Annotated in this window: 24 protein-coding genes and 1 pseudogene; 13 read left to right on the top strand and 12 right to left on the bottom strand. The window is 64.8% G+C overall.

Annotated features, from left to right (window positions below; translation table 11 throughout):
• Positions 1 to 8: 8 nt before the first annotated feature.
• A complete protein-coding gene (locus tag AB4Y36_RS27130) occupies positions 9 to 515 on the bottom strand; it encodes a hypothetical protein (protein WP_368684627.1) in 507 nt (168 codons plus the stop codon).
• Between the two features lie 74 nt (positions 516 to 589).
• Positions 590 to 742 (bottom strand): annotated as a pseudogene (locus AB4Y36_RS27125) (MFS transporter); the annotation flags it as partial.
• A gap of 110 nt (positions 743 to 852) precedes the next feature.
• Here AB4Y36_RS27125 and AB4Y36_RS27120 point away from each other — a divergent pair.
• Complete coding sequence (locus tag AB4Y36_RS27120; protein WP_368684626.1) at positions 853 to 1,032, top strand: hypothetical protein; 180 nt, start codon at positions 853 to 855, stop codon at positions 1,030 to 1,032.
• A 110-nt stretch (positions 1,033 to 1,142) separates the two neighbouring features.
• A complete protein-coding gene (locus AB4Y36_RS27115) occupies positions 1,143 to 1,553 on the top strand; it encodes a hypothetical protein (protein ID WP_069266693.1) in 411 nt (136 codons plus the stop codon).
• A gap of 29 nt (positions 1,554 to 1,582) precedes the next feature.
• Here AB4Y36_RS27115 and AB4Y36_RS27110 read toward each other — a convergent pair whose 3' ends face one another.
• A complete protein-coding gene (locus tag AB4Y36_RS27110) occupies positions 1,583 to 2,485 on the bottom strand; it encodes a LysR family transcriptional regulator (protein ID WP_368684625.1) in 903 nt (300 codons plus the stop codon).
• A 120-nt stretch (positions 2,486 to 2,605) separates the two neighbouring features.
• On the opposite strand from AB4Y36_RS27110, the gene AB4Y36_RS27105 reads away from it, so the two are divergent.
• The 3 genes from AB4Y36_RS27105 to AB4Y36_RS27095 all read left to right on the top strand — a co-directional run bounded on the left by AB4Y36_RS27105 (position 2,606) and on the right by AB4Y36_RS27095 (position 4,669).
• A complete protein-coding gene (locus AB4Y36_RS27105; RefSeq protein WP_368684624.1) occupies positions 2,606 to 3,127 on the top strand; it encodes an SRPBCC domain-containing protein in 522 nt (173 codons plus the stop codon).
• Positions 3,124 to 4,137, top strand: coding sequence for an NAD(P)-dependent alcohol dehydrogenase (locus tag AB4Y36_RS27100; RefSeq protein WP_342948749.1), 1,014 nt, complete (start codon positions 3,124 to 3,126; stop codon positions 4,135 to 4,137). Before AB4Y36_RS27105 ends, AB4Y36_RS27100 begins: the two co-directional genes overlap by 4 nt.
• 220 nt (positions 4,138 to 4,357) lie before the next feature.
• Positions 4,358 to 4,669: a high-potential iron-sulfur protein gene (locus tag AB4Y36_RS27095; protein WP_028206842.1), complete on the top strand. Its 312-nt coding sequence runs from the start codon at positions 4,358 to 4,360 to the stop codon at positions 4,667 to 4,669.
• 319 nt (positions 4,670 to 4,988) lie between these two features.
• On the opposite strand, the gene AB4Y36_RS27090 is transcribed toward AB4Y36_RS27095, so the two are convergent.
• The gene (locus AB4Y36_RS27090) at positions 4,989 to 7,181 is read right to left on the bottom strand and encodes a glycoside hydrolase family 28 protein (RefSeq protein WP_368618830.1); all 2,193 of its coding nucleotides are present in this window, start codon (positions 7,179 to 7,181) and stop codon (positions 4,989 to 4,991) included.
• A 532-nt stretch (positions 7,182 to 7,713) separates the two neighbouring features.
• Between AB4Y36_RS27090 and tatA the strand changes: the two genes are divergently transcribed.
• On the top strand, positions 7,714 to 7,941 hold the full coding sequence (gene tatA, locus AB4Y36_RS27085) for a Sec-independent protein translocase subunit TatA (RefSeq protein WP_069266688.1): 228 nt from the start codon (positions 7,714 to 7,716) through the stop codon (positions 7,939 to 7,941).
• On the opposite strand, the gene AB4Y36_RS27080 is transcribed toward tatA, so the two are convergent.
• A complete protein-coding gene (locus AB4Y36_RS27080; RefSeq protein ID WP_368684623.1) occupies positions 7,938 to 8,588 on the bottom strand; it encodes an ureidoglycolate lyase in 651 nt (216 codons plus the stop codon). The two genes, tatA and AB4Y36_RS27080, sit on opposite strands and share 4 nt — an antisense overlap.
• Before the next feature lie 73 nt (positions 8,589 to 8,661).
• On the opposite strand from AB4Y36_RS27080, the gene AB4Y36_RS27075 reads away from it, so the two are divergent.
• Positions 8,662 to 9,600, top strand: coding sequence for a LysR substrate-binding domain-containing protein (locus AB4Y36_RS27075; protein ID WP_368684622.1), 939 nt, complete (start codon positions 8,662 to 8,664; stop codon positions 9,598 to 9,600).
• A 102-nt stretch (positions 9,601 to 9,702) separates the two neighbouring features.
• Positions 9,703 to 10,065, top strand: coding sequence for a BON domain-containing protein (locus AB4Y36_RS27070; protein ID WP_069266685.1), 363 nt, complete (start codon positions 9,703 to 9,705; stop codon positions 10,063 to 10,065).
• 62 nt (positions 10,066 to 10,127) lie between these two features.
• On the opposite strand, the gene AB4Y36_RS27065 is transcribed toward AB4Y36_RS27070, so the two are convergent.
• On the bottom strand, positions 10,128 to 10,448 hold the full coding sequence (locus tag AB4Y36_RS27065; RefSeq protein ID WP_342948754.1) for a DoxX family protein: 321 nt from the start codon (positions 10,446 to 10,448) through the stop codon (positions 10,128 to 10,130).
• Between the two features lies 1 nt (position 10,449).
• Complete coding sequence (locus AB4Y36_RS27060; protein ID WP_069266683.1) at positions 10,450 to 10,830, bottom strand: DUF4267 domain-containing protein; 381 nt, start codon at positions 10,828 to 10,830, stop codon at positions 10,450 to 10,452.
• A gap of 114 nt (positions 10,831 to 10,944) precedes the next feature.
• Between AB4Y36_RS27060 and AB4Y36_RS27055 the strand changes: the two genes are divergently transcribed.
• A complete protein-coding gene (locus tag AB4Y36_RS27055) occupies positions 10,945 to 11,541 on the top strand; it encodes a TetR/AcrR family transcriptional regulator (RefSeq protein ID WP_368684621.1) in 597 nt (198 codons plus the stop codon).
• Between the two features lie 120 nt (positions 11,542 to 11,661).
• Here AB4Y36_RS27055 and acnB read toward each other — a convergent pair whose 3' ends face one another.
• Both acnB and AB4Y36_RS27045 read right to left on the bottom strand, forming a co-directional pair.
• On the bottom strand, positions 11,662 to 14,247 hold the full coding sequence (gene acnB / locus AB4Y36_RS27050; RefSeq protein WP_069266681.1) for a bifunctional aconitate hydratase 2/2-methylisocitrate dehydratase: 2,586 nt from the start codon (positions 14,245 to 14,247) through the stop codon (positions 11,662 to 11,664).
• A gap of 179 nt (positions 14,248 to 14,426) precedes the next feature.
• Positions 14,427 to 14,813 carry a DUF3175 domain-containing protein gene (locus tag AB4Y36_RS27045; RefSeq protein WP_342948756.1) on the bottom strand — a complete coding sequence of 129 codons (387 nt, stop codon included), beginning with the start codon at positions 14,811 to 14,813 and terminating at the stop codon, positions 14,427 to 14,429.
• Positions 14,814 to 14,976: 163 nt separating this feature from the next.
• On the opposite strand from AB4Y36_RS27045, the gene AB4Y36_RS27040 reads away from it, so the two are divergent.
• A complete protein-coding gene (locus AB4Y36_RS27040; RefSeq protein ID WP_069266679.1) occupies positions 14,977 to 15,267 on the top strand; it encodes a hypothetical protein in 291 nt (96 codons plus the stop codon).
• Positions 15,268 to 15,690: 423 nt separating this feature from the next.
• Complete coding sequence (locus tag AB4Y36_RS27035; RefSeq protein WP_069266678.1) at positions 15,691 to 15,960, top strand: hypothetical protein; 270 nt, start codon at positions 15,691 to 15,693, stop codon at positions 15,958 to 15,960.
• Positions 15,961 to 16,000: 40 nt separating this feature from the next.
• On the opposite strand, the gene AB4Y36_RS27030 is transcribed toward AB4Y36_RS27035, so the two are convergent.
• From AB4Y36_RS27030 to prpR, 3 genes are all read right to left on the bottom strand, one after another.
• Entirely contained in the window at positions 16,001 to 16,831 is an 831-nt protein-coding gene (locus AB4Y36_RS27030; RefSeq protein WP_368684620.1) for an alpha/beta hydrolase, read from the bottom strand.
• Positions 16,832 to 16,859: 28 nt separating this feature from the next.
• A complete protein-coding gene (locus AB4Y36_RS27025; protein ID WP_342948758.1) occupies positions 16,860 to 17,471 on the bottom strand; it encodes a LysE family transporter in 612 nt (203 codons plus the stop codon).
• 75 nt (positions 17,472 to 17,546) lie between these two features.
• Complete coding sequence (prpR, locus tag AB4Y36_RS27020) at positions 17,547 to 19,508, bottom strand: propionate catabolism operon regulatory protein PrpR (protein ID WP_069266675.1); 1,962 nt, start codon at positions 19,506 to 19,508, stop codon at positions 17,547 to 17,549.
• Between the two features lie 197 nt (positions 19,509 to 19,705).
• Here prpR and AB4Y36_RS27015 point away from each other — a divergent pair, with 197 nt between their 5' ends.
• Together AB4Y36_RS27015 and AB4Y36_RS27010 are read left to right on the top strand one after the other, a co-directional pair.
• Entirely contained in the window at positions 19,706 to 20,590 is an 885-nt protein-coding gene (locus AB4Y36_RS27015; protein WP_368684619.1) for an oxaloacetate decarboxylase, read from the top strand.
• A 43-nt stretch (positions 20,591 to 20,633) separates the two neighbouring features.
• Entirely contained in the window at positions 20,634 to 21,959 is a 1,326-nt protein-coding gene (locus AB4Y36_RS27010) for an MFS transporter (protein WP_368684618.1), read from the top strand.
• Positions 21,960 to 21,961 lie beyond the last annotated feature (2 nt).

Raw genomic sequence — 21,961 nt, 5'->3', positions numbered from 1 at the left:
CGCCCGCTTCAATCGTCTGCGCCGTCTGCGCTCTGTGCCTGGCTCGCCGCGCGTGCCGTGTCGATCGTGGCACGTGCGCCGAACAAAGCGCGTATGCCGGGCCCGGAGAGGAACATGGCCTCGGCGTTGTGGCCCGCACCCCGCACCTCGAACCACGTATGGCGCAACTGCGGGTGCCGCGCGCGCAGGTAGGCGTAACAGGTTAGGGCTCGCGCGAGCCGGTGAGGCCCCTGCGCGCTGGCCGCGCACGAGCGGTCGAGCGCCGCGTGCGCGGGGTCGCAATCGCGCTCGCCTGCCAGATACACCACTTCCCGCCCGATGTAGCGGCGCTCGAGCGTGGCGGCATCGTGCGTGGCTGCCGCATAGCGCGGGAGCTTGCACATGCCGTACTTCCAGTCGTCGACGTCGGGGCATGCGGTGCGATCCGCAGGGGCGAAGCTGCCATCCGGTTGCGGTCGCAACGAATCGAAATACACCCAGGAAGAGGGATTCGCGATCACGAAGCGCAGCGGCACGCCGCGTTGGGCGCATTGCTCGGGCGCGGTGCTCAGGATGGCATAGCGATGCGCGACCTGGGCGCCGCCCGAGTGAAGCTGCCATAGAACATCTTGCGGCCGGGCGGCGCGTACTCGGTGAGCATCGAGGCGGCGGTGGCGAACTCGCCGCCCACCGACAGCCCTTGCAGGATGCGCGCGAGCAGCACGATGAGCGGCGCGGCGATGCCGATCGATGCATAGCCGGGCATGTACGCCGATTTCGTGCGCGCCTGCGAAGCCCATGGCGTGCAGTTGCGCGTGGTCGACGAGGTGCCGCGCATGGTCACCGCGATCAACCTCGTGGCGCGTGACGCTCGTGCCGGCCTCCATGCGGCGCTACCAGCAGGAGAGCGTGCGCTACTGCCGCGTGGCCGGGGACGAGGCGTTTCGCGCGCCGCTGCATCTCGTGACGAAACCCGCGGTGCGCAATCCGGCGGTGGAGCGGTTCCGCGAAACCGTGTTCGCGCTTGCGGAGTGCTCGCGCGAGGACCGCTGAGGCTTTCAAATATTTTCGTTGCACCCCTTTCGGATTGCGCCGACCTGCCGTTAACCCGTATGCCTCGATACGGGCGTGAGGCGCAATCACAAGAGCAAAACGAATAAACAGTGGCAACGAGAATCATCGAAGGAGCGGCAGTGCGTGCCGCCGCCGGGCGCGAGGCGCCCAACGCTGGCCGGCCGGCGGCGCTGCGCCTGCTCATCAAGCTGCGCGAGCACAAGGCGCGGGTCATGCTGCTCGCTGTCGCGGCGGGCTGTGTCGTCGCGTTCGCGTCGTGGCTGGGCGACCAGTTGCGGCCCGCGCTCGAAGCGCGCGAGCGCAACGAACTGAGCGAGGAAGCGGCCGATGAGCTGCGCGCAGCCGTTGCGCCCTGCGTGCCCAGCGCGGGGCACAGCCATACCTCGTGGTGCGGCGCCGTGAGGATTGTGCCGCCACCGCCAGGACCCGTCACGCCGCTTCCGCTCATCGCGGGTGCGCCCGCGGCGTTCTGCACGGCCAACGGCAGCCCGTCCTGCTGATCGCCTTTACGCGCGCCGACGTGACGGCATCACCCCGGCGCGTCGCTCGCCAACGCCTCACACGTCTCGAACAACAACGCGCGCGCCCACTGATGCCCTGGCGAGCGATGCGTGCGCTCGTGCCACGCGAGCGTCTTGGTGAACCCCGGTATCGCCAGCGGCGGCTCGACCACGGCGAGCCCCGGTGCGTTCTTCACGAGCCGTGACGGCACGACCGCGATCAGATCGCTCGTCAGCAAGAGATCGGGCAGCACGAGAAAGCTGTTCACCGACACCGTCACGCGACGTGTGTGACCCACGCGCGCCAGCGCCTCGTCCGTGACGCCGCTCAGGCTTCCACCCTCATACGACACCAGCGCATGATCGAGCGCGCAAAAGCGCTCCAGCGTGAGCCGCCGCTGGGCGGCGGGGTGATCCGCGCGCATCACGCATACGTAACGCTCGTCGAAGAGGCGCCGCGCATGCAGATCGGCGGGCGCGGTCTCCGGTGTGATCAGGGCCAGATCCACGTCGCCGCTTTCCAGTTGCGCCTGCAGACGCTCGTGCTGTACCTGCACGATCACGGCGCGCACGCCGGGCGCCGTTTCCCGCAGCCGCTCGAGATACGGCACGACGACTGCGCGCAGCGCGTAGTCGGTCGAAGCGAGGGTGAGGGTCATCTCGGCCTCGGCTGGCACGAAAGCTTGCGGCTGCAGCATCTGCTCGATTTCGCTCAACACCTGTTTGAGCGGCGCGGCCAGTTGTAGTGCGCGTTCGGTCGGCACGATGCCACGTTGCGAGCGCACGAACAGCGGATCGCCGAAACTCTCACGCAGACGCGTCAGCATCGCGCTCACGGCTGGCTGCGTGAGTGACAGACGCTGCGCGGCGCGCGTGACGTTGCGTTCGTCGAGCAGGGCGTCAAGCGCCCGCAAGAGATTCAGATCGAGCATTCTGATATCAACACGGTTTATGGCCGAAATAATGAGTTGCGATTGGATTTATTTCAGCATAGCCCGCATGATTTCTCGTGTCCACCGCACCGAAACCGACAGCATCGAAAGGTAACGAACATGAACGAGATTTTCTGGCCCGAAGACTACTTGCCCGGCACGACCGATAACTTCTGTTCCAACGAAGTGATCGTGGCGGGCCTCTCCACCGCCGACGTCTGGCCGTTACTCAACAACGCGACCGTGTGGCCCAGCTATTACAGCAATTCCGCGGATGTCGGCTTCCACGACGGCCTCGGGCCCGAGTTGAGCGCGGGCGCGCGTTTTCAATTCAAGACCTTCGGCTTCCCGGTGCAGGCCAAAGTGACCGAGCACGTGCCGCCGGCCGCAGGCCAGCCCGCACGCGTGGCGTGGCACGGCTGGGCCGAGGGCGACGCACAAACGCGTCTGGATGTGATTCACGCCTGGCTGATCGAAGACCTTTCCGGCGGCCGCGTGCGCGTGCTCACGCAGGAATCGCAGAAGGGCAAACCGGCTGTGACGCTGGCTAAAACGCGCCCGAATCCGATGATCAACGGGCACCAGGACTGGCTCGACGGCCTCGTCGACGCCGCGCGCAAGGCGAAGGGAGCACGGCCATGAAGGCCGCCGTGGTGCGTGCGCCGGGCGGGCTCGATCGCATCGAGCTGCGCGATATCGCCGAGCCCGGCGCGCCGGGCGCCGGCGAGATCCGCGTGGAGCTTCACGCTACGTCGCTCAATTTTCACGACCTGCTGGTCGCCAACGGCGCGATCCCTACAGCAGATGGACGCGTGCTGATGTCCGATGGCGCAGGCGTGGTGTCGGCGGTCGGCGCGGGCGTGACGGAATTCAAGCGCGGCGACCACGTCGTGTCGTGCTTCTTTCCGCAATGGGCGGACGGGTTGCCGTGGCAGGCCGTGGGCAACTTCGCGCAGACGCCCGGCGACGGCGCGGATGGCTTCGCGACTTTGCACGCCGTGCGGCCCGCGAGCGCCTTCACGCTCGCGCCGCGCGGCTGGACCTACGCCGAGGCGGCCACGATTACGACGGCTGGACTCACCGCATGGCGGGCGCTGGTGGTCGACGGCGGCCTGAAGGCCGGCGACACCGTGCTGACGCTCGGCACCGGCGGCGTGTCGATCGCGGCGTTGCAGATCGCGCGGATGATGGGCGCTTCGGTCATCGTCACGTCATCGTCGGACGAGAAGCTGGCGCGTGCGAAAGCGCTGGGCGCCGACCAGGTGGTCAACTACCGGCAACACGAAAAGTGGGGCGCGCTCGTGCGCGACATGACGGGCGGCAAGGGCGTGGATCACGTGATCGAAGTCGGCGGTCCGGGTACGCTCGCCCAGTCGATCGACGCGGTGCGCGTGGGCGGCCACATCGCGCTGATCGGCGTGTTGACCGGACGCGAAGGCACGGTGCCGACCTCCTTGCTGATGGCGAAGCAGGCGCGCCTGCAGGGCTTGATCGTGGGCAGCCGGCGCCAGCAGCAAGAGTACGTCGCGGCGCTCGACCAGGCTGGCATTCGCCCGGTGCTCGACCGGACGTTCGGGCTGGACGAACTGGCCGATGCGTTTCGTCATCAGCAGGCCGGGGCGCATTTCGGCAAGGTCTGCGCGGCATGGTGAAGTCAATGCGGCGCCGCTGTGATGCCGGGTTTTCGGTCGCCATGAAAATTGATTTGCATAACGAAGTAAATAAGGAAGCATCCGATGCACAATGTTTCGGTTCTTTACAAGACATCGCGAAGTGTTATAAATAAATAGCACACGAAAGAAACACGAACGAATCGGCCAGCCGATCAGCAACCACGAGAGCCGGGTACGTTCCATGCTCAGGAGCCCCACCATGCCGCTTTCCCGTCGTCGCTTCATGATCCTTGCCGCCTCCGTGGCTTCCACGGCGGCGCTTTCCAGCGAATCCCGCGCCGACGCTCCGGTGCTCTCCGAGAGCGATCCGACCGCCATGGCGCTCGGCTACAAAACCGACGCGAGCAAAGTCGACAAGACGAAGTTCCCGCGCTTTCAGGCGGGGCAGACCTGCGCGAACTGCCAGCTGTTTCAGGGCAAGCCGGGCGCGCCGAATGGTCCGTGCGCGACCTATGGCGGCAAGATCGTCGACGCCAAAGGCTGGTGCAATGCCTACGTGAAGAAGGCTTGAGTCATGCCCCGAGAGGGGTATGCTACAAGCCATCGAGCAATGCGATTCGGGAGGCGCCATGAAGGCGGTGTGCCCGCTGCACGGGCCAACGACCATCGTCGGGACGAACGCATACGGGTTTCCGGTATATGCGTGTTGCCGCGACGACATTCCCTTTGTCATGCCGCCGGACGCCTGTACGCGCGAGCCGGTGGGCTCCGGAAATGAGCCGGCGCCGAAACGCCGGCAACCTCCGGCAGACAAGGAACCACGCTGAAGAAACCGATCGCCGCGCACACGGAACGCGCTTCCCACGCGTTCCGTGTGCGTTGCGTCGATATCAGGTCGCCGGTGCGGTCAGCGACGTGTTGTACGTGGTGCCCGCGATCACCACATTGGTCAGCGTGATGCCGCTCACGTTGCTCGCGAAGACCGGCCCCGGCGCGGCCGTCGCCGATGTCGAAGGCGTGGTCGGTACCGCCCCCGCGCACACCGGGTTGCCGAGGTTGCAGTTCGAGATCGTGACGCCGCTGATCGGACTCACGCTCGGCAGCGGCAGCGGACCGTTGTAATCGACCGCCTCGGGTCCCTGCATGACGATCGCCTGGAAGCACGAGTTCGACCCGGCGACGAAGCCCGAGGGCATCGAGTAGGACACCGCCCCCGACACGTTGCTCGCGTTCACGTTCGTGATGTTGATGTTGCTGATCACGGACGGACTCCAGCGCACCGCGTCGCCGGACGGGCTGTAATCGCAGTCGAACGTGATCAGGCCGCCCTGGCCCGTCGACGGGTTCGTCGCGAGACCGGTCGTGCCCGTGCCCGTGATCTTGCTGATCGCAGCCCCCAGCGAGCCGCCGCCGTATTTCCCCGCGAGGTTCACGCCATTGGAGAGCGTCACGCCGTTGATCCAGACGTTGTTGATGAAGCCGCCGCGATTCATGTTGCTCTTGAAGCGCAGCGCGATATTGAGCGGGTTGCTCGCCCAGTTCTCGTTTTGCATCGTCAGGTTGCGGGCGTAGACGTTGCGCACGCCCGCGCTCATTTCGCTGCCGATCGTCAGGCCGCCGTGGCCGCTTTGCATCGTGCAGTTCTGCACGACGATGTTCTGCATCGGGCCGTACCCGGTGTCGAGATACTTGCCGGACTTGATCGCGATGCAGTCGTCGCCGGTGTTGAACTGAACGTTTTGCACCAGGACGTGATTGCACGCGTCCGGATCGAAGCCGTCGTTGTTCGGTCCGACGCTATCGGCAAACACGCCGTCGATGACCACGTTCGTGCAATCGGTGGGATGGTGCTGCCAGAAGGGCGTGTTCTGCGTGTGGTAGTTCTGCAGATAGACGTTGGTGCAGCCGATGAACTCGATCATGCACGGACGCAGATAGTGACCGTTGCCGAATATGCGGTTCTCGACGGGCACCCGCAGCTCGGACAGCGCGGGCAGGTAGTTCTGGTCCTGGTTCCAGCCCGTGCCCGTGAGGAGGGTCATCAGCGACGTCGTCACGCCGTACGGGTTCGTAAAGGAGACATTCGCCTGCGGGTTCTGGATCTGGCCAGCGGGGAGGCTCGTTAGCGCGACGTTGTTCGGATTCACATAGGCCTGAGAAGGCGTCGATGAACCGGCGCAGCCGTAGGTGTTGCTGCTTCCCTTGTAGGTCCACCAGCACGAGGTCGGCGGCTGGGTGCTCAACTGCATCGGTGTCATCGCCTGACCGTTCAGCACGCAGGTGTTGTCGTCGGCGGTCACGGCGATGTTGGTCTGGCGGAAGGCATAAATCGGCGAGCCGAAATTCAGGCAGTCGTTCGCCTGCCAGCGCGTGTGGTACAGATTGCCGTTGGCCGTCTTGTACGGGCCGTTTTTCGCATAGTCCGCAGGATTCGGGCTGAAATAGATCGTGCAGCCCGATTCCAGGTGGAGGTTCACATGGCTCAGCAACACGATCGGACCGCCGCAGTACCAGTTGCCGGCCGGCACCACCACGCGGCCGCCACCGGCGCGGCTCGCGTCGACAATCGCGGCATTGATCGCCGTGCATGAGTCGTATTGCGTGCCCGTGTAGTCGCACGGCACCATCACGCCCGAGCCGGGGCTCTGCAGATCGCTGGTCGGATGCGCGGTCTGTTCCGTGCCGCCCGTCACCCATGGAATCTTGCCGCCCGGCCACGCGGTCGACGTAATCAGCGCGGTGGGCGGCAGTGTGCGCGCACCGTAGCTCGTCACGTGAAAGTCGGCGCGCGAGAACAGCGACCGATCGACATGGGCAAGTCTCCTGATGATCGCCGTGGCCTGGCCGTCCGGGCCCCAGATCGGGTCGCCGGCGGCGTGGCCGGGCGGCTGCGGAATCGTGCCTCCGAATGCGGCAGGCGTGGGAAACACGGAATCGGCTGCTGCCGCTGCGCGGCTGGCGGCGAGGAGGCTTGCGCCTGCGGACGCGCCGGCGAAGGCCATGAACGCGCGCCGTTTGGGCGAGGCGGGCGCATGGTTGCGGGCTGTTGAGGGCAGGGGATCGTCCTGGTCATATATTGCCATTTGATTCGTTCTCCTATGTTGTCTCGCTGGATTGTTTTGCTGAAGAAAGCGTGGCTCGACTACGGCGGCGATTGGGCGGCGATTGGGCCGCGTGGCGACGCTAATGCGAACGGGAGAGGCACGGTTACAGCGGCGAGATCGAACAGGAGCGGCTGACTCGATCACCATGGATATTGTTGTCAGACGACATGGAAATCGTCAATCAGATTTATCCAGGGAGTGTACCTGGGTCTATGAGATATGCCTTGTGCCTGCGGATAGCTTACGGTTTCGTAAATTTGTCAGACGAGTGGGGCGTCGCCGGTGGGAACATTAAACGCTTCTGTGGAACCGCGCCCTCTTTGTATAGGCGTGTATCTACGGGGCGCATGCGTACATGCGCATACAAAACCGCCGTTCAAGGAAACGAGCGAGACACATCGGCGCGTTCCAATACGCCTGCGGAACATCGGGCGATACGCCGGGTCGGGCCGCAAGGTTCATTCATTCGTCGCAAGCGACGCGCGCGACGGCAAAGAGAGGATTTTCAGTTATGGGTTCGTTGAGCATCTGGCATTGGATGATCGTCCTGCTGATCGTGGCACTGGTTTTCGGTACGAACAAGCTACGGAACATCGGAGGCGATCTGGGCGTCGCGGTGAAGGGATTCAAGGAAGGCATGGCGCAAGGCGAAACGCCTGAGCGGCAGCATGCATTGCAGCAAAGCGATGCCGTCGATACGGAAGCAAAGGACGTGACCCGCTCGAGCAACGCACGCTAGTCACGCGCGATGGCGGCCTCGAGCAGACAACCAAACTCCGATGCGAATTCGACCGAGACGCGTGCATGCACGGCGCCTTGTTTGTCGAAGAATCGCTGAGTCCCGTCGAGCGTGAACACGCCTTCGTGCCAGATGTTGGGGTGGATATAGAGACCCTGGCGTCCGTCGAAGCGGAAGCACACGAACTTCTCCGGCGTAATATCGTCGCCCGGCAATGCCAGCGGAACATAGAACGGGCGACGATCGAGCGGAAAGAACAGTTGCCCGCCGTCGGGGTGATAGTTCGCATGCCATAACAACATGCGTTCCGGTACGGTAGCGCTGTCTTCGCGTGCGTCGTCTGGCTGCGTTGCGTACGCGAGAACATAATTGCCGCCTACCGCTTCGTTGCGCCCGTAGAGAATGTCGCCGCGCCATTCGCTGACGAACGTGCCTTCGGTCGTGCCCGCTTCATCGCCGGTTCCCGGGTCGATCGGTCTAGACCCCAGGGCGGGCCACTGGACGATTTCCACCTGGCAGGCGTGCGGGTCGTCCACCAGCTTGCCATAGCCGTTCAGCGTTGCCGGAGTCGCGTCGACCACGGGCATCGCCACTCGCCGCAGGCCTCGCGAGAGGGCGGGATTGAGGTAGTCGATCTCTATGCTCATTTCGAATCTCCCCAGACTCATAAGAGGGCGGCTAGCCACGACCGCAACGGCACCGAGCTTAGAGTGCGTACCTGTGGCAGTCAAATTAATGCCGGTGCTATATTTTCACATTGAGATTGATGGGGCGAGGTTCAAGGTGGCGATGCGCTATTTCCAGCTCAGGGCGTTCGATGCGGTCGTGCGCGAGGGCGGTTTTTCGAAGGCGGCGAATCTTCTCGGTCTGACGCAGCCGGCCATCACGGCGCAGATCCGCAATCTCGAAGAGGATTGCAAGCAGGCGCTCTTTATCCGCACGAATGAGGGCGTTCAACCCACCGATGCCGCTAAGCCGCTCTTTGAATTGACCCGCCAGATGTTTGCGGCGGAAGAGCAGATCGAGGACATGGTGAGCCGGGCGACGAGGTTCCAGCACGGCAGCCTCAAACTCGCCGCCGACGGGCCACAGGTGGTGCTTCAGGTGGTGGCCGCCTTTCGTGCGCAATACCCCGATATCGAAATTTCGGTGTCGTTCGGAAGTCAGCGCGAGGTCTGGGATGATCTGCTCGCGTATCGGGTCGACGCGGTGGTCATCGGCAATGCCAGGAGCGATGGGCGTGTGGCGTCGATCCCCGTCGCGCGTCAGGGCATGCGGGTGGTCGTACCGGGGCATCATCCGCTCGCCGCGGCCAAAAGCGTGTCGCTCGGCGATCTCGCGGCGTATGCCGTGATTCGCCGGGAGGCGGGTTCCAACACCCAGCGTCTGGTCGACGAAGCCTTGCGAGGCGCAGGGATTTCGCTCCCGACGGCGATGAAACTCGGTAGCCGCGAGGCCGTTCTGGAAGCGGTCCGGAAAGGCCTCGGCATCGGATTCGTGCTCGAGCGCGAGATTCCCGAGGGCGCGCATTGCGTCGCCATCCCGGTGGAGGAGCTGCGCGACTGCAATATCGATTCGGTGGCCTGCCTTCACAGCCAACGCAAGCGAGGCATCGTGCAGACCTTCCTGGGCGTGGCGGCGGCATCAGCGGTCGTATAGTGCGACGGCGCGATGCGAGCGCCTTCGGAGCGGGTGTTTGCGTGGAGGTGCAATATGGACGGCGGCCGGCGCGTCCCTGCGCGGCAATGTCAGGAGTAGGTCATGAAATCGAATCTGCGATGCGCCGTGTTTGCGTCTTTTCTGTTGACCGCCGCTGGCGTGGCGCATGCCCAAACGGAAAATGCGCCAACGGACGCGTCGATGGCGCCGGGCACGACCCAGGCGGCGCCCAGCGAGAAGAAGGCGGACCGCGCACTTGCCCGTGCCGTGCGGCGCGCGTTGTCGAGGGCGCAGGGATTCAACGTGTCCGGCGTTTTCGTTCGCGCGCGCAGCGGCGCTGTGACACTGAGCGGCACGGTTCGCACCGGCGACCAGATTCGCCAGGCGGAAGAGGTTGCGCGTTCGGTGCAAGGCGTGAATTCGGTGTCGAACAAGCTAACGCTCTTTCACGGCGGCAACGGCTGAGTCCCCCGCGTTGGCATTCGCGCGCTGATTGTGCCGGATGTGCAGATCAGCGCTCGGCCCTTTCAAGCCGGGATTCCTGCGAGCGCGATCACGACGACAAAGACACCAAGCGGCACGAGGTGCGAGAAGTCGCGATGACGCAGAACGGTCAAAACCGCTGCCGCAATGATTAGCGCCCCGAGCGCCAGCCCAATCATGCGAGTTGCCGGTAGCGCAATCAGAACGGCGGATAGCATTTCCAGTGCGCCGGTCAAACGGCCCCACCAGCGCGGGTAACCCCACCGGGCGTAATCGCTTTGCGATGCGGACGTGCCAATCGCGTTGAATAGACCGGCGCCAAAGAAGCCGGCGGCGAGAAGCCAGATCGAAACCGTGTGGATCATTTCAGCGCCCTCCCATCATCATCGAAATTGCGGTGAGGACCATCAGCACGGCCGTTGCGCCATGCATGCCGAAGGCGCTTTTGGTGGAGCCTTTCGCGGCAAGAATCAGCAGCATGTCGCCAATGGGGATGACGGCTTCCACGAGCAGGACGATGCCGATCCCAAGTGGCGTGCCCAACACCATGAACGCGAGGACCGCCAGTCCCGACGCAATGTCGCGCACGCCCTTGAGGCGAAGCCACCAGGCGGTATTGGCGCCGTTTTCTGGAAGCGGCAGACCGAAACTGCGAGTCGCAGACATTGGCCTGACAAGATATTGGGTGCCGATCGCGATAATCGCGAGGGCGAGGAACAGCGCCAGTCCGAACGAAAGCCAATGCATTGCAGTGTCCTGTGCTTCGTGGTGTAGTGACGGAATATAATCTAGCAATGCTAGATTTTCAAGCTTCCGTATCATCACGGGCATGTGGACTATTCGGGGCAGGAGGGTGAAAAATTGAGTATCGCCGAGCGCAAGGGCAGGCAACGGGCCGAGCGCGAGTCCCGCATTGTCGCGGCAGCGCGCCTGATTGCGGAGCGCGACGGATGGGATGCCGTCACGGTTCGCCGCCTCGCTGAAGAGATCGAATATAGCCAGCCGGTCCTGTACTCGCATTTCGAGAACAGGGATGCGATCGTTTCAGCCGTTGCACTCGAGGGTTTTCAGGAACTCACGGTGGCACTTCGGGAAGCGGCGCATGGAGCGGCGGGGCAAGAAAACGCCCTCGAGCGTGTCGCCATGGCCTATCTTGGCTTTGCCGTGCGGTGTCCCGCGCTCTACGAGGCGATGTTCACGCTCCCGACCGATCTGCGGTTTGCAGATGCTGAGACCCGACCGGAACTGCGGGCCGGTTTCGAAGCGATCGCGTCGGTCGTCGCGCCGTTCAGTGCCGATGTCGAAAACGTGACCGAGACCTTTTGGGCAGCCCTGCATGGGCTCGCCGAACTCGAACGTTCAGGCCGAATCCGGCCCGGTGCGCGGGTCGAACGCATCATGCTGGTCGTCCGGGCGGTCATTGCTGCCCGAAACAGCTCGCTCGACTCCCACTCATAAGCCAGCACCTCGGCGAACCAAATAAAAATGGCGCCGCAGGCATTCAGCCTGCGGCGCCATTGTCCGGCGCTACGGCGCAGATCTGGAACAACAGTCCCGCGCCGTACTCCAGCATCACACTTACATCGTCACCGTATCGGCCACTTCCTTGAAGTCGGCGATCTGGTCGAAGTTCATGTATTGGTAGATCTTGTCGCCGTTGGCGTTGAGCACGCCCATATCGGCCATGTACTCTTCCTTGGTCGGGATCTTGCCCAGACGCGAGCAGATCGCCGCGAGTTCCGCCGAGCCGAGGTACACGTTCGTGTTCTTGCCCAGACGGTTCGGGAAGTTACGCGTCGAGGTCGACATGACCGTTGCACCTTCGCGCACCTGTGCCTGGTTACCCATGCACAGCGAGCAGCCCGGCATTTCGGTACGCGCGCCAGCCGTGCCGAACACGCCGTAGTGGCCTTCTTCGGTCAGCTGCTTCTGGTCCATCTTGGTCGGCGGCGCGACCCACAGCTTGACCGGAATGTCGCGCTTGCCTTCGAGCAGCTTCGACGCGGCACGGAAGTGACCGATGTTGGTCATGCACGAGCCGATGAACACTTCGTCGATCTTGGCGCCGGCAACGTCCGACAGCGTCTTCACGTCGTCCGGATCGTTCGGGCAGGCCACGATCGGCTCATGCACGTCGGCCAGGTCGATTTCGATGACGGCGGCGTACTCGGCGTCCGCATCCGGTTGCAGCAGTTGCGGGTCGGCCAGCCACGCTTCCATCGCCTTGATGCGGCGCTGCAGGCTGCGCGGGTCCTGGTAGCCCTGGGCGATCATCCACTTCAGCAGCGTGATGTTGCTGTTGAGGTATTCGATGATCGGTTCCTTGTTCAGATGCACCGTGCAACCGGCGGCCGAACGTTCAGCGGAAGCATCCGACAGTTCGAACGCTTGCTCGACCTTCAGGTCGGGCAGACCTTCGATTTCGAGAATGCGGCCCGAGAAGATGTTCTTCTTGCCTTGCTTGGCAACCGTCAGCGAGCCTTGCTTGATCGCCCACAGCGGGATGGCGTTCACGAGGTCACGCAGCGTGACGCCCGGCTGCATCTTGCCCTTGAAGCGCACGAGCACCGATTCCGGCATGTCCAGCGGCATCGTGCCGGTGGCGGCCGCGAAGGCGACCAGACCCGAGCCCGCCGGGAAGCTGATGCCGATCGGGAAGCGCGTGTGCGAGTCGCCGCCGGTGCCGACGGTGTCGGGCAGCAGCATGCGGTTCAGCCACGAGTGGATCACACCGTCGCCCGGACGCAGCGCGATACCGCCGCGGTTGCTGATGAAGTTCGGCAGCGTCTGGTGCGTTTTCACGTCCACCGGCTTCGGATAAGCGGCGGTGTGGCAGAACGACTGCATGACGAGGTCGGCCGAGAAGCCGAGGCACGCCAGGTCCTTCAGTTCGTCGCGGGTCATCGGACCGGTCGTATCTTGCGAGCCGACCGAGGTCATCTTCGGTTCGCAGTACGTGCCCGGGCGCACGCCCTGGCCTTCCGGCAGACCGCATGCGCGGCCAACCATCTTCTGCGCGAGCGAGAAGCCCTTGCCGGTATCGGCCGGGTTTTGCGGCAGGCGGAACAGCGTCGACGGGGCGAGGCCCAGCGCTTCACGCGCCTTGGCCGTCAGGCCGCGGCCGATGATCAGCGGAATGCGGCCGCCGGCGCGCACTTCGTCGAACAGAACGTCGGACTTGACCTGGAATTCGGCGATGACTGCGCCGTTCTTGAGCGCACGGCCTTCGTACGGGCGCAGTTCGACCACGTCGCCCATTTCCATTTGCGACACGTCGAGTTCGATCGGCAGGGCGCCGGCGTCTTCCATCGTGTTGTAGAAGATCGGGGCGATCTTGCCGCCGAGGCACACGCCGCCGAAGCGCTTGTTCGGGATGAAGGGGATGTCTTCGCCCGTGAACCACAGCACCGAGTTGGTGGCCGACTTGCGCGAGGAGCCCGTGCCGACCACGTCGCCCACGTAGGCGACCAGGTGGCCCTTTTCCTTCAGCGATTCGATGAACTTGACCGGGCCGCGCTTGCCGTCTTCTTCCGGCGTGATGCCGGGACGCGCGTTCTTCAGCATCGCCAGCGCGTGCAGCGGGATGTCCGGGCGGGTGGTCGCGTCCGGGGCCGGCGAGAGGTCGTCGGTGTTGGTTTCGCCCGTCACCTTGAACACGGTGATGGTCAGGCTTTGCGGCACTTCCGGGCGGCTCGTGAACCATTCGGCGTCGGCCCAGCTTTGCAGCACTGCCTTGGCGTTGGCGTTGCCGTTGTCGGCCAGTTCCTTGACGTCATGGAACTGGTCGAACATCAGCAGGGTTTTCTTCAGCGCTTCAGCAGCCACGGTGCCCACTTCGGCGTCGGAGAGCAGCGCGATCAGCGGGGCGATGTTGTAGCCGCCCAGCATCGTGCCGAGCAGTTCGGTCGCGCGAGCGCGCGAGATCAGTGCGCAGGCGGTTTCGCCCTTGGCCACGGCGGCCAGGAACCCGGCCTTCACACGGGCGGCTTCGTCGACGCCTGCCGGCACGCGGTTGGTGATCAGGTCGAGCAGCGTCTGCTCTTCGCCAGCGGGAGGATTCGTCAGCAGTTCCACCAGTTCGGCGGTCTGCTGAGCCGTGAGCGGCAGGGGGGGAATGCCGAGCGCGGCGCGTGCGGCTACGTGAGCGCGAAAGTTTTCAAGCATTGGGGGACCTACTGGTATTGCGTTTGAAGGCGAAGGCTTTTCAGGCACTCCGAGGCTTTTCCAGGCACTGCTTTGACCGGGATTTTAAGCGCAATACGATATAACGTCAAATGTCTTATGTCTTATATAAGAGTTGGCCGCAAAGCCGATGCCACCGTGAAAAAGCCTGAAATTTTCGCTCAGGGCTTGCGGCCAAACGCTTCCCGAAGCTTTCCCTTGGCTTTCGCGAGCGTGTCGCGCCGCGACTTGGGCAGGTTTCTGCCTGCGCGGTTGATGTAGAAGTTCAGCATCGACATGGCCGACTGAAATGGCGTGCCCTTGCGCCGCCGGCTGTGCAGCGACGACTCCTTGAGCGAGCGGGCGATCGCTTCGGCGCTGCCGGACTTGAATACGCCGGACTCGATGTCCATGGCGTCGCTCGTCTCGTTCACGTGTTTCGACCATTTTTTCGGGGCGCCGCTCGTAGCGCGTTTCGTGTGCGCTTTCGCGGCGCTCGCGTGGGCATGACGCTGCCGCGCGGGGCGCCCGCCCTTGCGTCGCGTAGCAGGATGCTGGCTCGTGCTCATGACTTCTCCCTCTCCATCAGACGACTCACCCGCTGCGCAAATGCAATACCGCCCGCATGGGAAGTCAGGCCCGGCACGCCCTATGCGGCGCCGCGGGTGTGGACGCGCGCGGCGTGAGGTAAGCGGCAGGTGCGCGTCGAACCGGCAAGGGAGGCAGTCGATCATGAAGTCAACTCCACGCTACCAGGTGAACGTCTGCGGAGGCGATTTCCAGCATGTCCGGGAATGTTTTCGCGAATGGAAAACCGAAACGCTTATCTACCGCAAGGACCAGAAGATGTTCGAGGGACGCAACGAAGTGCGTCCGCTGGAAAAGCGCGACTACGACAACACGGAACAGGCGCGCAAGGCGCTGCAGAACGCCTGCAGTCCGCATGACCGCTATGCGCTGGCTGCCGAAGTGAGCAATGGCGAGCGCGATATGTGGATCGTAATGGCGGCTTATCGGGAATGAAGCCTTTCGGGAATGCAGGATGAGCGCAGGACCGGCGCAATACGGGGCGCGCCAGCGAAAAAGTGGGAATGGTCGGACAAACGGGGAGCGGGGTAGAAGAATTACAAGCGTGGCGCGCGGAATTGCAATTGGCGCGCACAAGGGAGGGATCGGATGAAAAGCACTGCGAAATCGGGTGCCAATCTGGACAGGCCGCGCGCCCGTTTGTGGCTCCATTCGTGGCCGCGTGTTTGGCTGCTCGGCGCGGCCGCACTGGCGCTCGGCTGTACGGCTTGCAAACGTGCAGACGAAGGGGCGCGCCCCCAAACCCAGGATTCTTCGAGTAGCCAGATGTCGGCGCCAGCCGGCGCGCAACCGACGCCGGCGAGCGGTCCGAAATCATGAACAGGATGCCTCGCATCCACACCCTTTAAGGAGCGGATGATGGGTCTTTCAACCCAAAACCCCAGGCCGGACGAGGCCAGCGCAACCGACGACGAACTCGCCGCCGGCAAGCAGCCGACGCAGGAGAAACCCCCACGGGGTGCGCCGGGCAGCTTCGATCAACCGGAACCACGGCCTGAGTTCATGCCGCGCGAGGGCGGGCCGCATCCGGAGCAGACGGCCGAGGTGCCGCTCGGCCATCACGGCCGGGCGGAGCCGCCGGGGTCGTTCGGACACAACAGCGCGCCCGTGAAAAGAAAGGGCGGTTAGAGGTGCAAGCAGAGGTGGGATGCCCGGCGCGGAAAGCCCGCTAAGGCGCCAGCATCCAGGCCGTGATGCCGTGCGCGACTTCGCTTTCGATGCCGTTGAAGCCGTGATACGCGTACGCCCCGCACGGGTCGCCCCGCGAAGTTCCGCCGGAGACGAGCATCAGTTTCGTTCCCGGTGATTGCGTGAGCTTCTGCATGAGCGTGTCCGTTTCGGACACCGGACACACCTTGCAGGCGTCGTCCTTGTTGTGCACCACGAGCACGGGAATTTCGAGCGCCGAGAGCTTCATGCCCGTGACCGGGTCGCCGCCCCGATTTTCGCGCAGGATGGTCGAGGTGAGCACGATGCCGTCCGGGCCAGCGCTAGGGTTGCTGTCATTCGCAAGAGCAATCGCGATGGCCGCGACCGACTGCGTGCCGCGGCTCGTGCCGACGAGCCAGACCGGCACGTGTAATTGTTCGCGCAACCATGCGATCACGGCGCGAGCGTCCTCGGCATGTTCCGGCGTGAGGCGAAAACCGTCCAGGTAGGGCGGTGATTGCCGGTCGCTCGGTGCGTCGATGACTGCCACAGCAACGCCGTCGTCCACGAACAGCATGCGGCTGCGCACGAGAAAATTGTTGGCGCCCCAGCCGAAGTTTCCCTGCGGGTCCAGTTGCAGGCCGCCATGCCCGCCCGCGTAAAGTATCGCGGCCGCCTTCGGCGCTGCGGGCGCAATGAAAAGGAAGCGTTGGGTGACGCCGGGCCTCGTGGGTATGTCGACGACCTTGGGCGCGCTTTGCGCGTGGGCCAGAAAGGACGACGCCGCGAGCACGAACGCCAGCGTCAATGCCGACGCCAGCGGCGCGGCGCGCAGCCATCGCGAAGCCATGCGCCCGCTCATGGCCGCGTGACCCGGCTCAGCGCCCCGCGAGCATGCGCCCGCCGAGCCCGATCAGCACGACGCCCACCACCGAGTCGAGCGCGGCTTTGCGCCGGACGAGGAAGTGGCGCACCGTGGGATGCGAGGCGAGCAGGGCCATCGAGCAATACCAGGCGCACGAGATGAGGATCGCGATCACGACGACCGCCACTTCGAGCCAGCGCGGCGCGGCAGCGGGCACCATCAACGCGAAAATGCTGCCGTAGAACGCAATGGCCTTGGGATTCGTCATGCTGACGACGTAGCCCTTCTTCGCGGCGGCCCAACCCGAAGCGCCCGCCTGCGCGGCAACCTGCAAGGGCTGTCGTGCGGTGAGGAGCATCTTCGCGCCGAGCCAGATCAGGTAGGCCGCGCCTGCGATGCGCAGCCCGGTGCCGATCCAGGCCACATGGGAGACGATCAGGCTTAGGCCCGCGATGGCGATCCATGCCCATGTGCCGGAGGCGGCGGCGAGACCGAGGCCGGTCGCGAGGCCCGCGCGCCGCGAGGCCACCGCCGTGGAGGTGACGATGACGAAGTTCGGCCCCGGGCTGGCGACGCTCAGCAGCAGGACGCCAGAAAGCGCGAGCAGGACATTGAAATAGTTCACGAAGGCAGGTTCCCCGGCAGGTTCGATGCGCCCTCAATCGGCGCATCGTGGAGGTTGTCATGATACTCCGTGCGCTCACGCGCCCTTCATCAAGCGCCAAAGCGTCGTGCGGCCTATGCCGAGCGCGCGGCTGGCGGCTGCGCGATTGCCGCCGTGCGCGGTGAGTGCGCGCTCGACGTCTTCCCGCGTGACCGGCCTGGCGGCGTCGCGCCGCGCGCCGTTCGAGGCAATCGCCGCGCGCCGCGGCGCATCGTTCGCTTCGTCGTTCTGCGCGAATTCCGGGAATACATCGTATAACGAACTATCCGCGGACGCGTCGCCGGTTTCGTCGGCGAGGAAGATGGCCGCGCGCGCGAGCAGATTCTCGAGCTCGCGCACATTCCCGGGCCACGCATAGCTCGCGAAGTACGGTGCGAACAGCGTGAGCACGCGCTCGATCGCGGCGGCACGCAAGGCGTAGCGATCGGCCATACGTTCGAGCAGATGCCGCGCGAGCGCGGCAATGTCCTCCCGGCGTTCGCGCAAGGGCGGCAACGGAATATGCAGCAGATTGAGTCGGAAATACAGATCGGCGCGGAAGGCGCCTTCCTGCACCAGCGCGCGCAAGTCGCGGTGCGTGGCGGCAATCACGCGCACGTCAACGGGCGTGGCGCGGCTGGCGCCCAGTTTCATCACCTCGCGCTCCTGGAGCACGCGCAGCAGGCGGCTTTGCAGCGCGGGCGGCATCTCGCCAATTTCGTCGAGAAAGATCGTGCCCGTATGCGCGATTTCGACGAGGCCCGGTTTGCCGCCGCGCCGCGCGCCCGTGAACGCGCCTTCCTCGTGGCCGAACAGCTCGCTTTCGATCAGCCCCTCGGGCAGCGCCGCGCAGTTGAAGGCAACGAATGGATTGCCGCGCCGGCGGCTCGCGTTGTGGATGCCCTGCGCGACGAGTTCCTTGCCGGTGCCGCTTTCGCCCGTGAGGAGCACGGTGGCGTCGTGCGCGGCGCTCATGGCCGCGAGGCGCCGCACGCGCGCCATGGCGGGCGCAACGCCGACCAGGTCGTCCAGTTCGTAGCGCGCCACGAGGTGCCGCGGCCGCTGGGTCGTGCGCAGCGACCGGTCGATGCGCTGCGCGACGAGCGCATCCTGCGCCGTGACCACCGCGCCCGAGCGCGCACCTTGCTCGACGATCGGCACGCAGCTCACGATCAGCGAGCGGCCGCCGATCTGCTCGATGCGTTCATCGACCGCCGCATCGCCGCCGGCCACTTCGTGCAGTAGCGGGCCCACCGAGCGGACCAGTTGCGCGCTCACATCGCGCGCGCGGTCGAGACCGAGCAGATCGAGCATGGCTGGATTGACCGCTTCGAGCTGACCGGCTTCGTCGAAAGCGGCCACGCCGTCGCGCAGGTGCGCGACGATCGTGTTCAGGCGCACGCGCTTGGACTCCTTCTGGCGGCTCACGCGGGCCAGTTCCACGGAGCGCTCGAATGCCTCGTGCACCGCGCCCAGCGAGTACAGGAACACGCTTTCGAGCCCCGCCGCCTGGGCGAGATCGCAAGCCATGCCGGGGCCGATGATGACGCGGCAGCCCTCGGCGGCGAGCGCCGTGACGGCGTCGTGCACTTCGTCCACCGTGCGATAGGCGCACTGCGTGAGCCGCAGGTTGAGCCACGCGCCGAGGTCGGCGAGTTCGTGCGAGACGCTCTCGTGCAGGATCAGCCCGATGGGCGCGCCGGGCCAGGTGGCGTTCGCGTGCGTGATGCCGGCCAGCACATCGAAGCCGTTCACCTTCACCATGACCACGGGCACGCTCAGGTTGTCGCGCAGGTACGCGCCGTTGGACCCGGCCGCGAGCACCACGTCGACGGTGCCGGCTTCGATATAGGGCTGCAGCGCCGTGACGGCGTCGCCATAGCCTTCGCGCACGTTGAAGAAGCGCGCCTCGCTGGCATAGCGCGGCGCAACGGTTTCGCAGAGATTGCGCAACCGGCTGATGCTCACGAGCGCGATGCTCGGACGGCTGGCGGCCTGGGACGGGCTGGAGGGAGGCACGGCGCAATCCTTGGTACGGAAATGGGTGTTCCGAAACGTTTCATGAAACGTTCCATAGATTGTGGCATGAAACACCGGTCGTACGCTGGGGTTGCCTAAAGTATTGTTTTATATGGTTTGCGCCCAGTTTCCGCTGGTTGGCACACATCGTGCAATTGTCTGAGCCATCTCAAAACCCACTGAACGGAGTCATCGCGATGACCACTTCCACGGCAGCACGCCGCGCCGCGTTCCGCGCCAAGGTCAACGAGCGCCGCGGCCTGCTCGTGCCGGGCGCCTTCAACGCCATGAGCGCCCGCGTGATCGAGGACGCCGGCTTCGAAGCGCTCTACCTCACGGGCGCGGGCGTCACCAACATGTCGTTCGGCCTGCCCGATCTCGGCTTCATCGGCTTGAGCGACATTGCAGAGCACACGGCGCACGTGCGCGACGCGGTCAACCTGCCGCTCATCGTCGATGCCGACACGGGCTTCGGCAACGCGCTCAATGTGCGCCAGACCGTGCGCACGCTCGAGCGCAGCGGCGCCGACGCGATCCAGTTCGAAGACCAGGTGATGCCGAAGAAGTGCGGCCACTTCGCTAACAAGGAAGTGATCGGCGCGAGCGAGATGGTGGGCAAGATCCGCGCCGCCGTGGATGCGCGCGAAGATGGCAACCTGCTCATCATGGCGCGCACCGACGCGGCCGCCGTGCACGGCATCGAAGACGCGATCGCGCGCGGCCACGCGTTCATCGAGGCGGGCGCGGACATTCTCTTTATCGAAGCCACGGAAAAGCTCGAAGACATCGAGCGCCTGCCCAAACTCATCGACGCGCCGCAACTCATCAACATCGTGATTGGCGGCAAGACGCCGGTGCAGTCGCGCGAGGCGCTGGCGGGCCTTGGCTATGCGCTGGTGCTGTACGCGAACGCGGCGCTGCAGGGCGCCGTGGTCGGCATGCAGCGCGCTCTCGGGCAATTGCGCACGAACGGCCGGCTCGACGAAGACGCGACGATCGTCGCGCCGTTCGCCGAGCGTCAGCGCCTCGTGAACAAGCCGCTCTTCGACCGGCTCGATCGCGAGTACGCACCGAAGGACTGAACGCCACAGCGCACAATTTGCAAAACAAGAGGAGGAGACACGCATGTCGAACGACACGGATTTCGGAGTCCGAATCGAAAACCAGCCGGCAGAAACAGCACCGATCGCGCGGCCGCGCATCCGTTCGATCGTCGGGGGCCTGGCCGGCAACCTGATCGAGTGGTACGACTTTCTGGCGTACAGCATCTTTTCGATTTACTTCGCGAAGTCGTTTTTCCCGAGCGACAAGCCGACCGTGCAGCTCATGAACACGGCGGCCATCGCGGCCGTGGGTTACGTTGCGAGGCCGCTCGGCAGCTGGCTCGTGGGCTTCTACGCCGACCGCCACGGGCGCAAGTCGGCGCTCACGTGGTCGGTCACGGCCATGTGCATCGGCTCGCTGATGATCGCGCTCACGCCCGGCTACGCGAGCATCGGGGTGTTCGCGCCTGTCGTGCTGATCGCGGCGCGCCTGCTCCAGGGCCTGAGCATGGGCGGCGAGTACGGCACCAGTGCGACTTACCTCAGCGAGATCGCGCCCGCCAACCGGCGCGGCTTCTATCTTGGCTTTTTGCAGGTGAGCGTGGTGGCCGGCCAACTCGTTGCGCTCGCACTCATGCTCGTCATGCAGAACCTGCTGATGACGGCCGGGCAGATCGAGCGTTGGGGCTGGCGCGTGCCGTTTCTGCTGGGTGGCGCGCTCGCGCTGTTCGCGCTTTATATGCGCCGCAACGTGACGGAGACCGAAGCGTTCGAGCGCGGCCGGCGTGAGGCCGGTCCGCCCGTGCTCAAGCAACTGCTGTTGCACTGGCGGCAGATTCTGCTCGCTATCGGCATGACTGTGGGCGGCACGGTGGGCTTCTATACGTTCACGATTTACATGCAGAAGTACCTCGTGAACACCGTGGGCCTTTCGAAGGAGATGTCGACGCTCGTCTCCACCGGCGCGCTGCTGCTGTATATGCCGCTCCAGCCGCTCTTCGGGCTCGCCTCCGACGTGTTCGGCCGCCGCCCGGTGCTGATCTGCTTTGGCCTGTCGACCACGCTGTTTTCCGTGCCGCTTTTCACGGCGCTCAGTCACACGCGGGATCCGCTGGTGGCGTTCCTGCTGTCGTTCGCCGGCCTCGTGATGTTGAGCGGCTTCACCTCGGTGCACATGCTCGCGAAAACGGAGCTGTTCCCCACGCGCATCCGCGCGCTCGCGGTGGGACTGCCGTACGCGCTCACCACGGCGATTCTCGGCGGCACGACGGAGTTTGTCGCGCTGCGCTTCAAGGCGAGCGGCCACGAGCAGTACTTTTACTGGTACGTCACGGCCTGCGCGGCGATTTCGCTGATCGTGTATCTGCGCATGCCGGAAACGCGCGGGCGCCCGGCGAGTTCCGCGTGATG

The sequence above is a fragment of the Paraburkholderia sp. BR10936 genome, assembly GCF_040965735.1.
In the GTDB taxonomy this organism is placed as follows: domain Bacteria; phylum Pseudomonadota; class Gammaproteobacteria; order Burkholderiales; family Burkholderiaceae; genus Paraburkholderia; species Paraburkholderia nodosa_A.
Note: the sequence above shows the minus strand (reverse complement) of the source record. Positions and strands in the feature narration are given on the sequence as shown.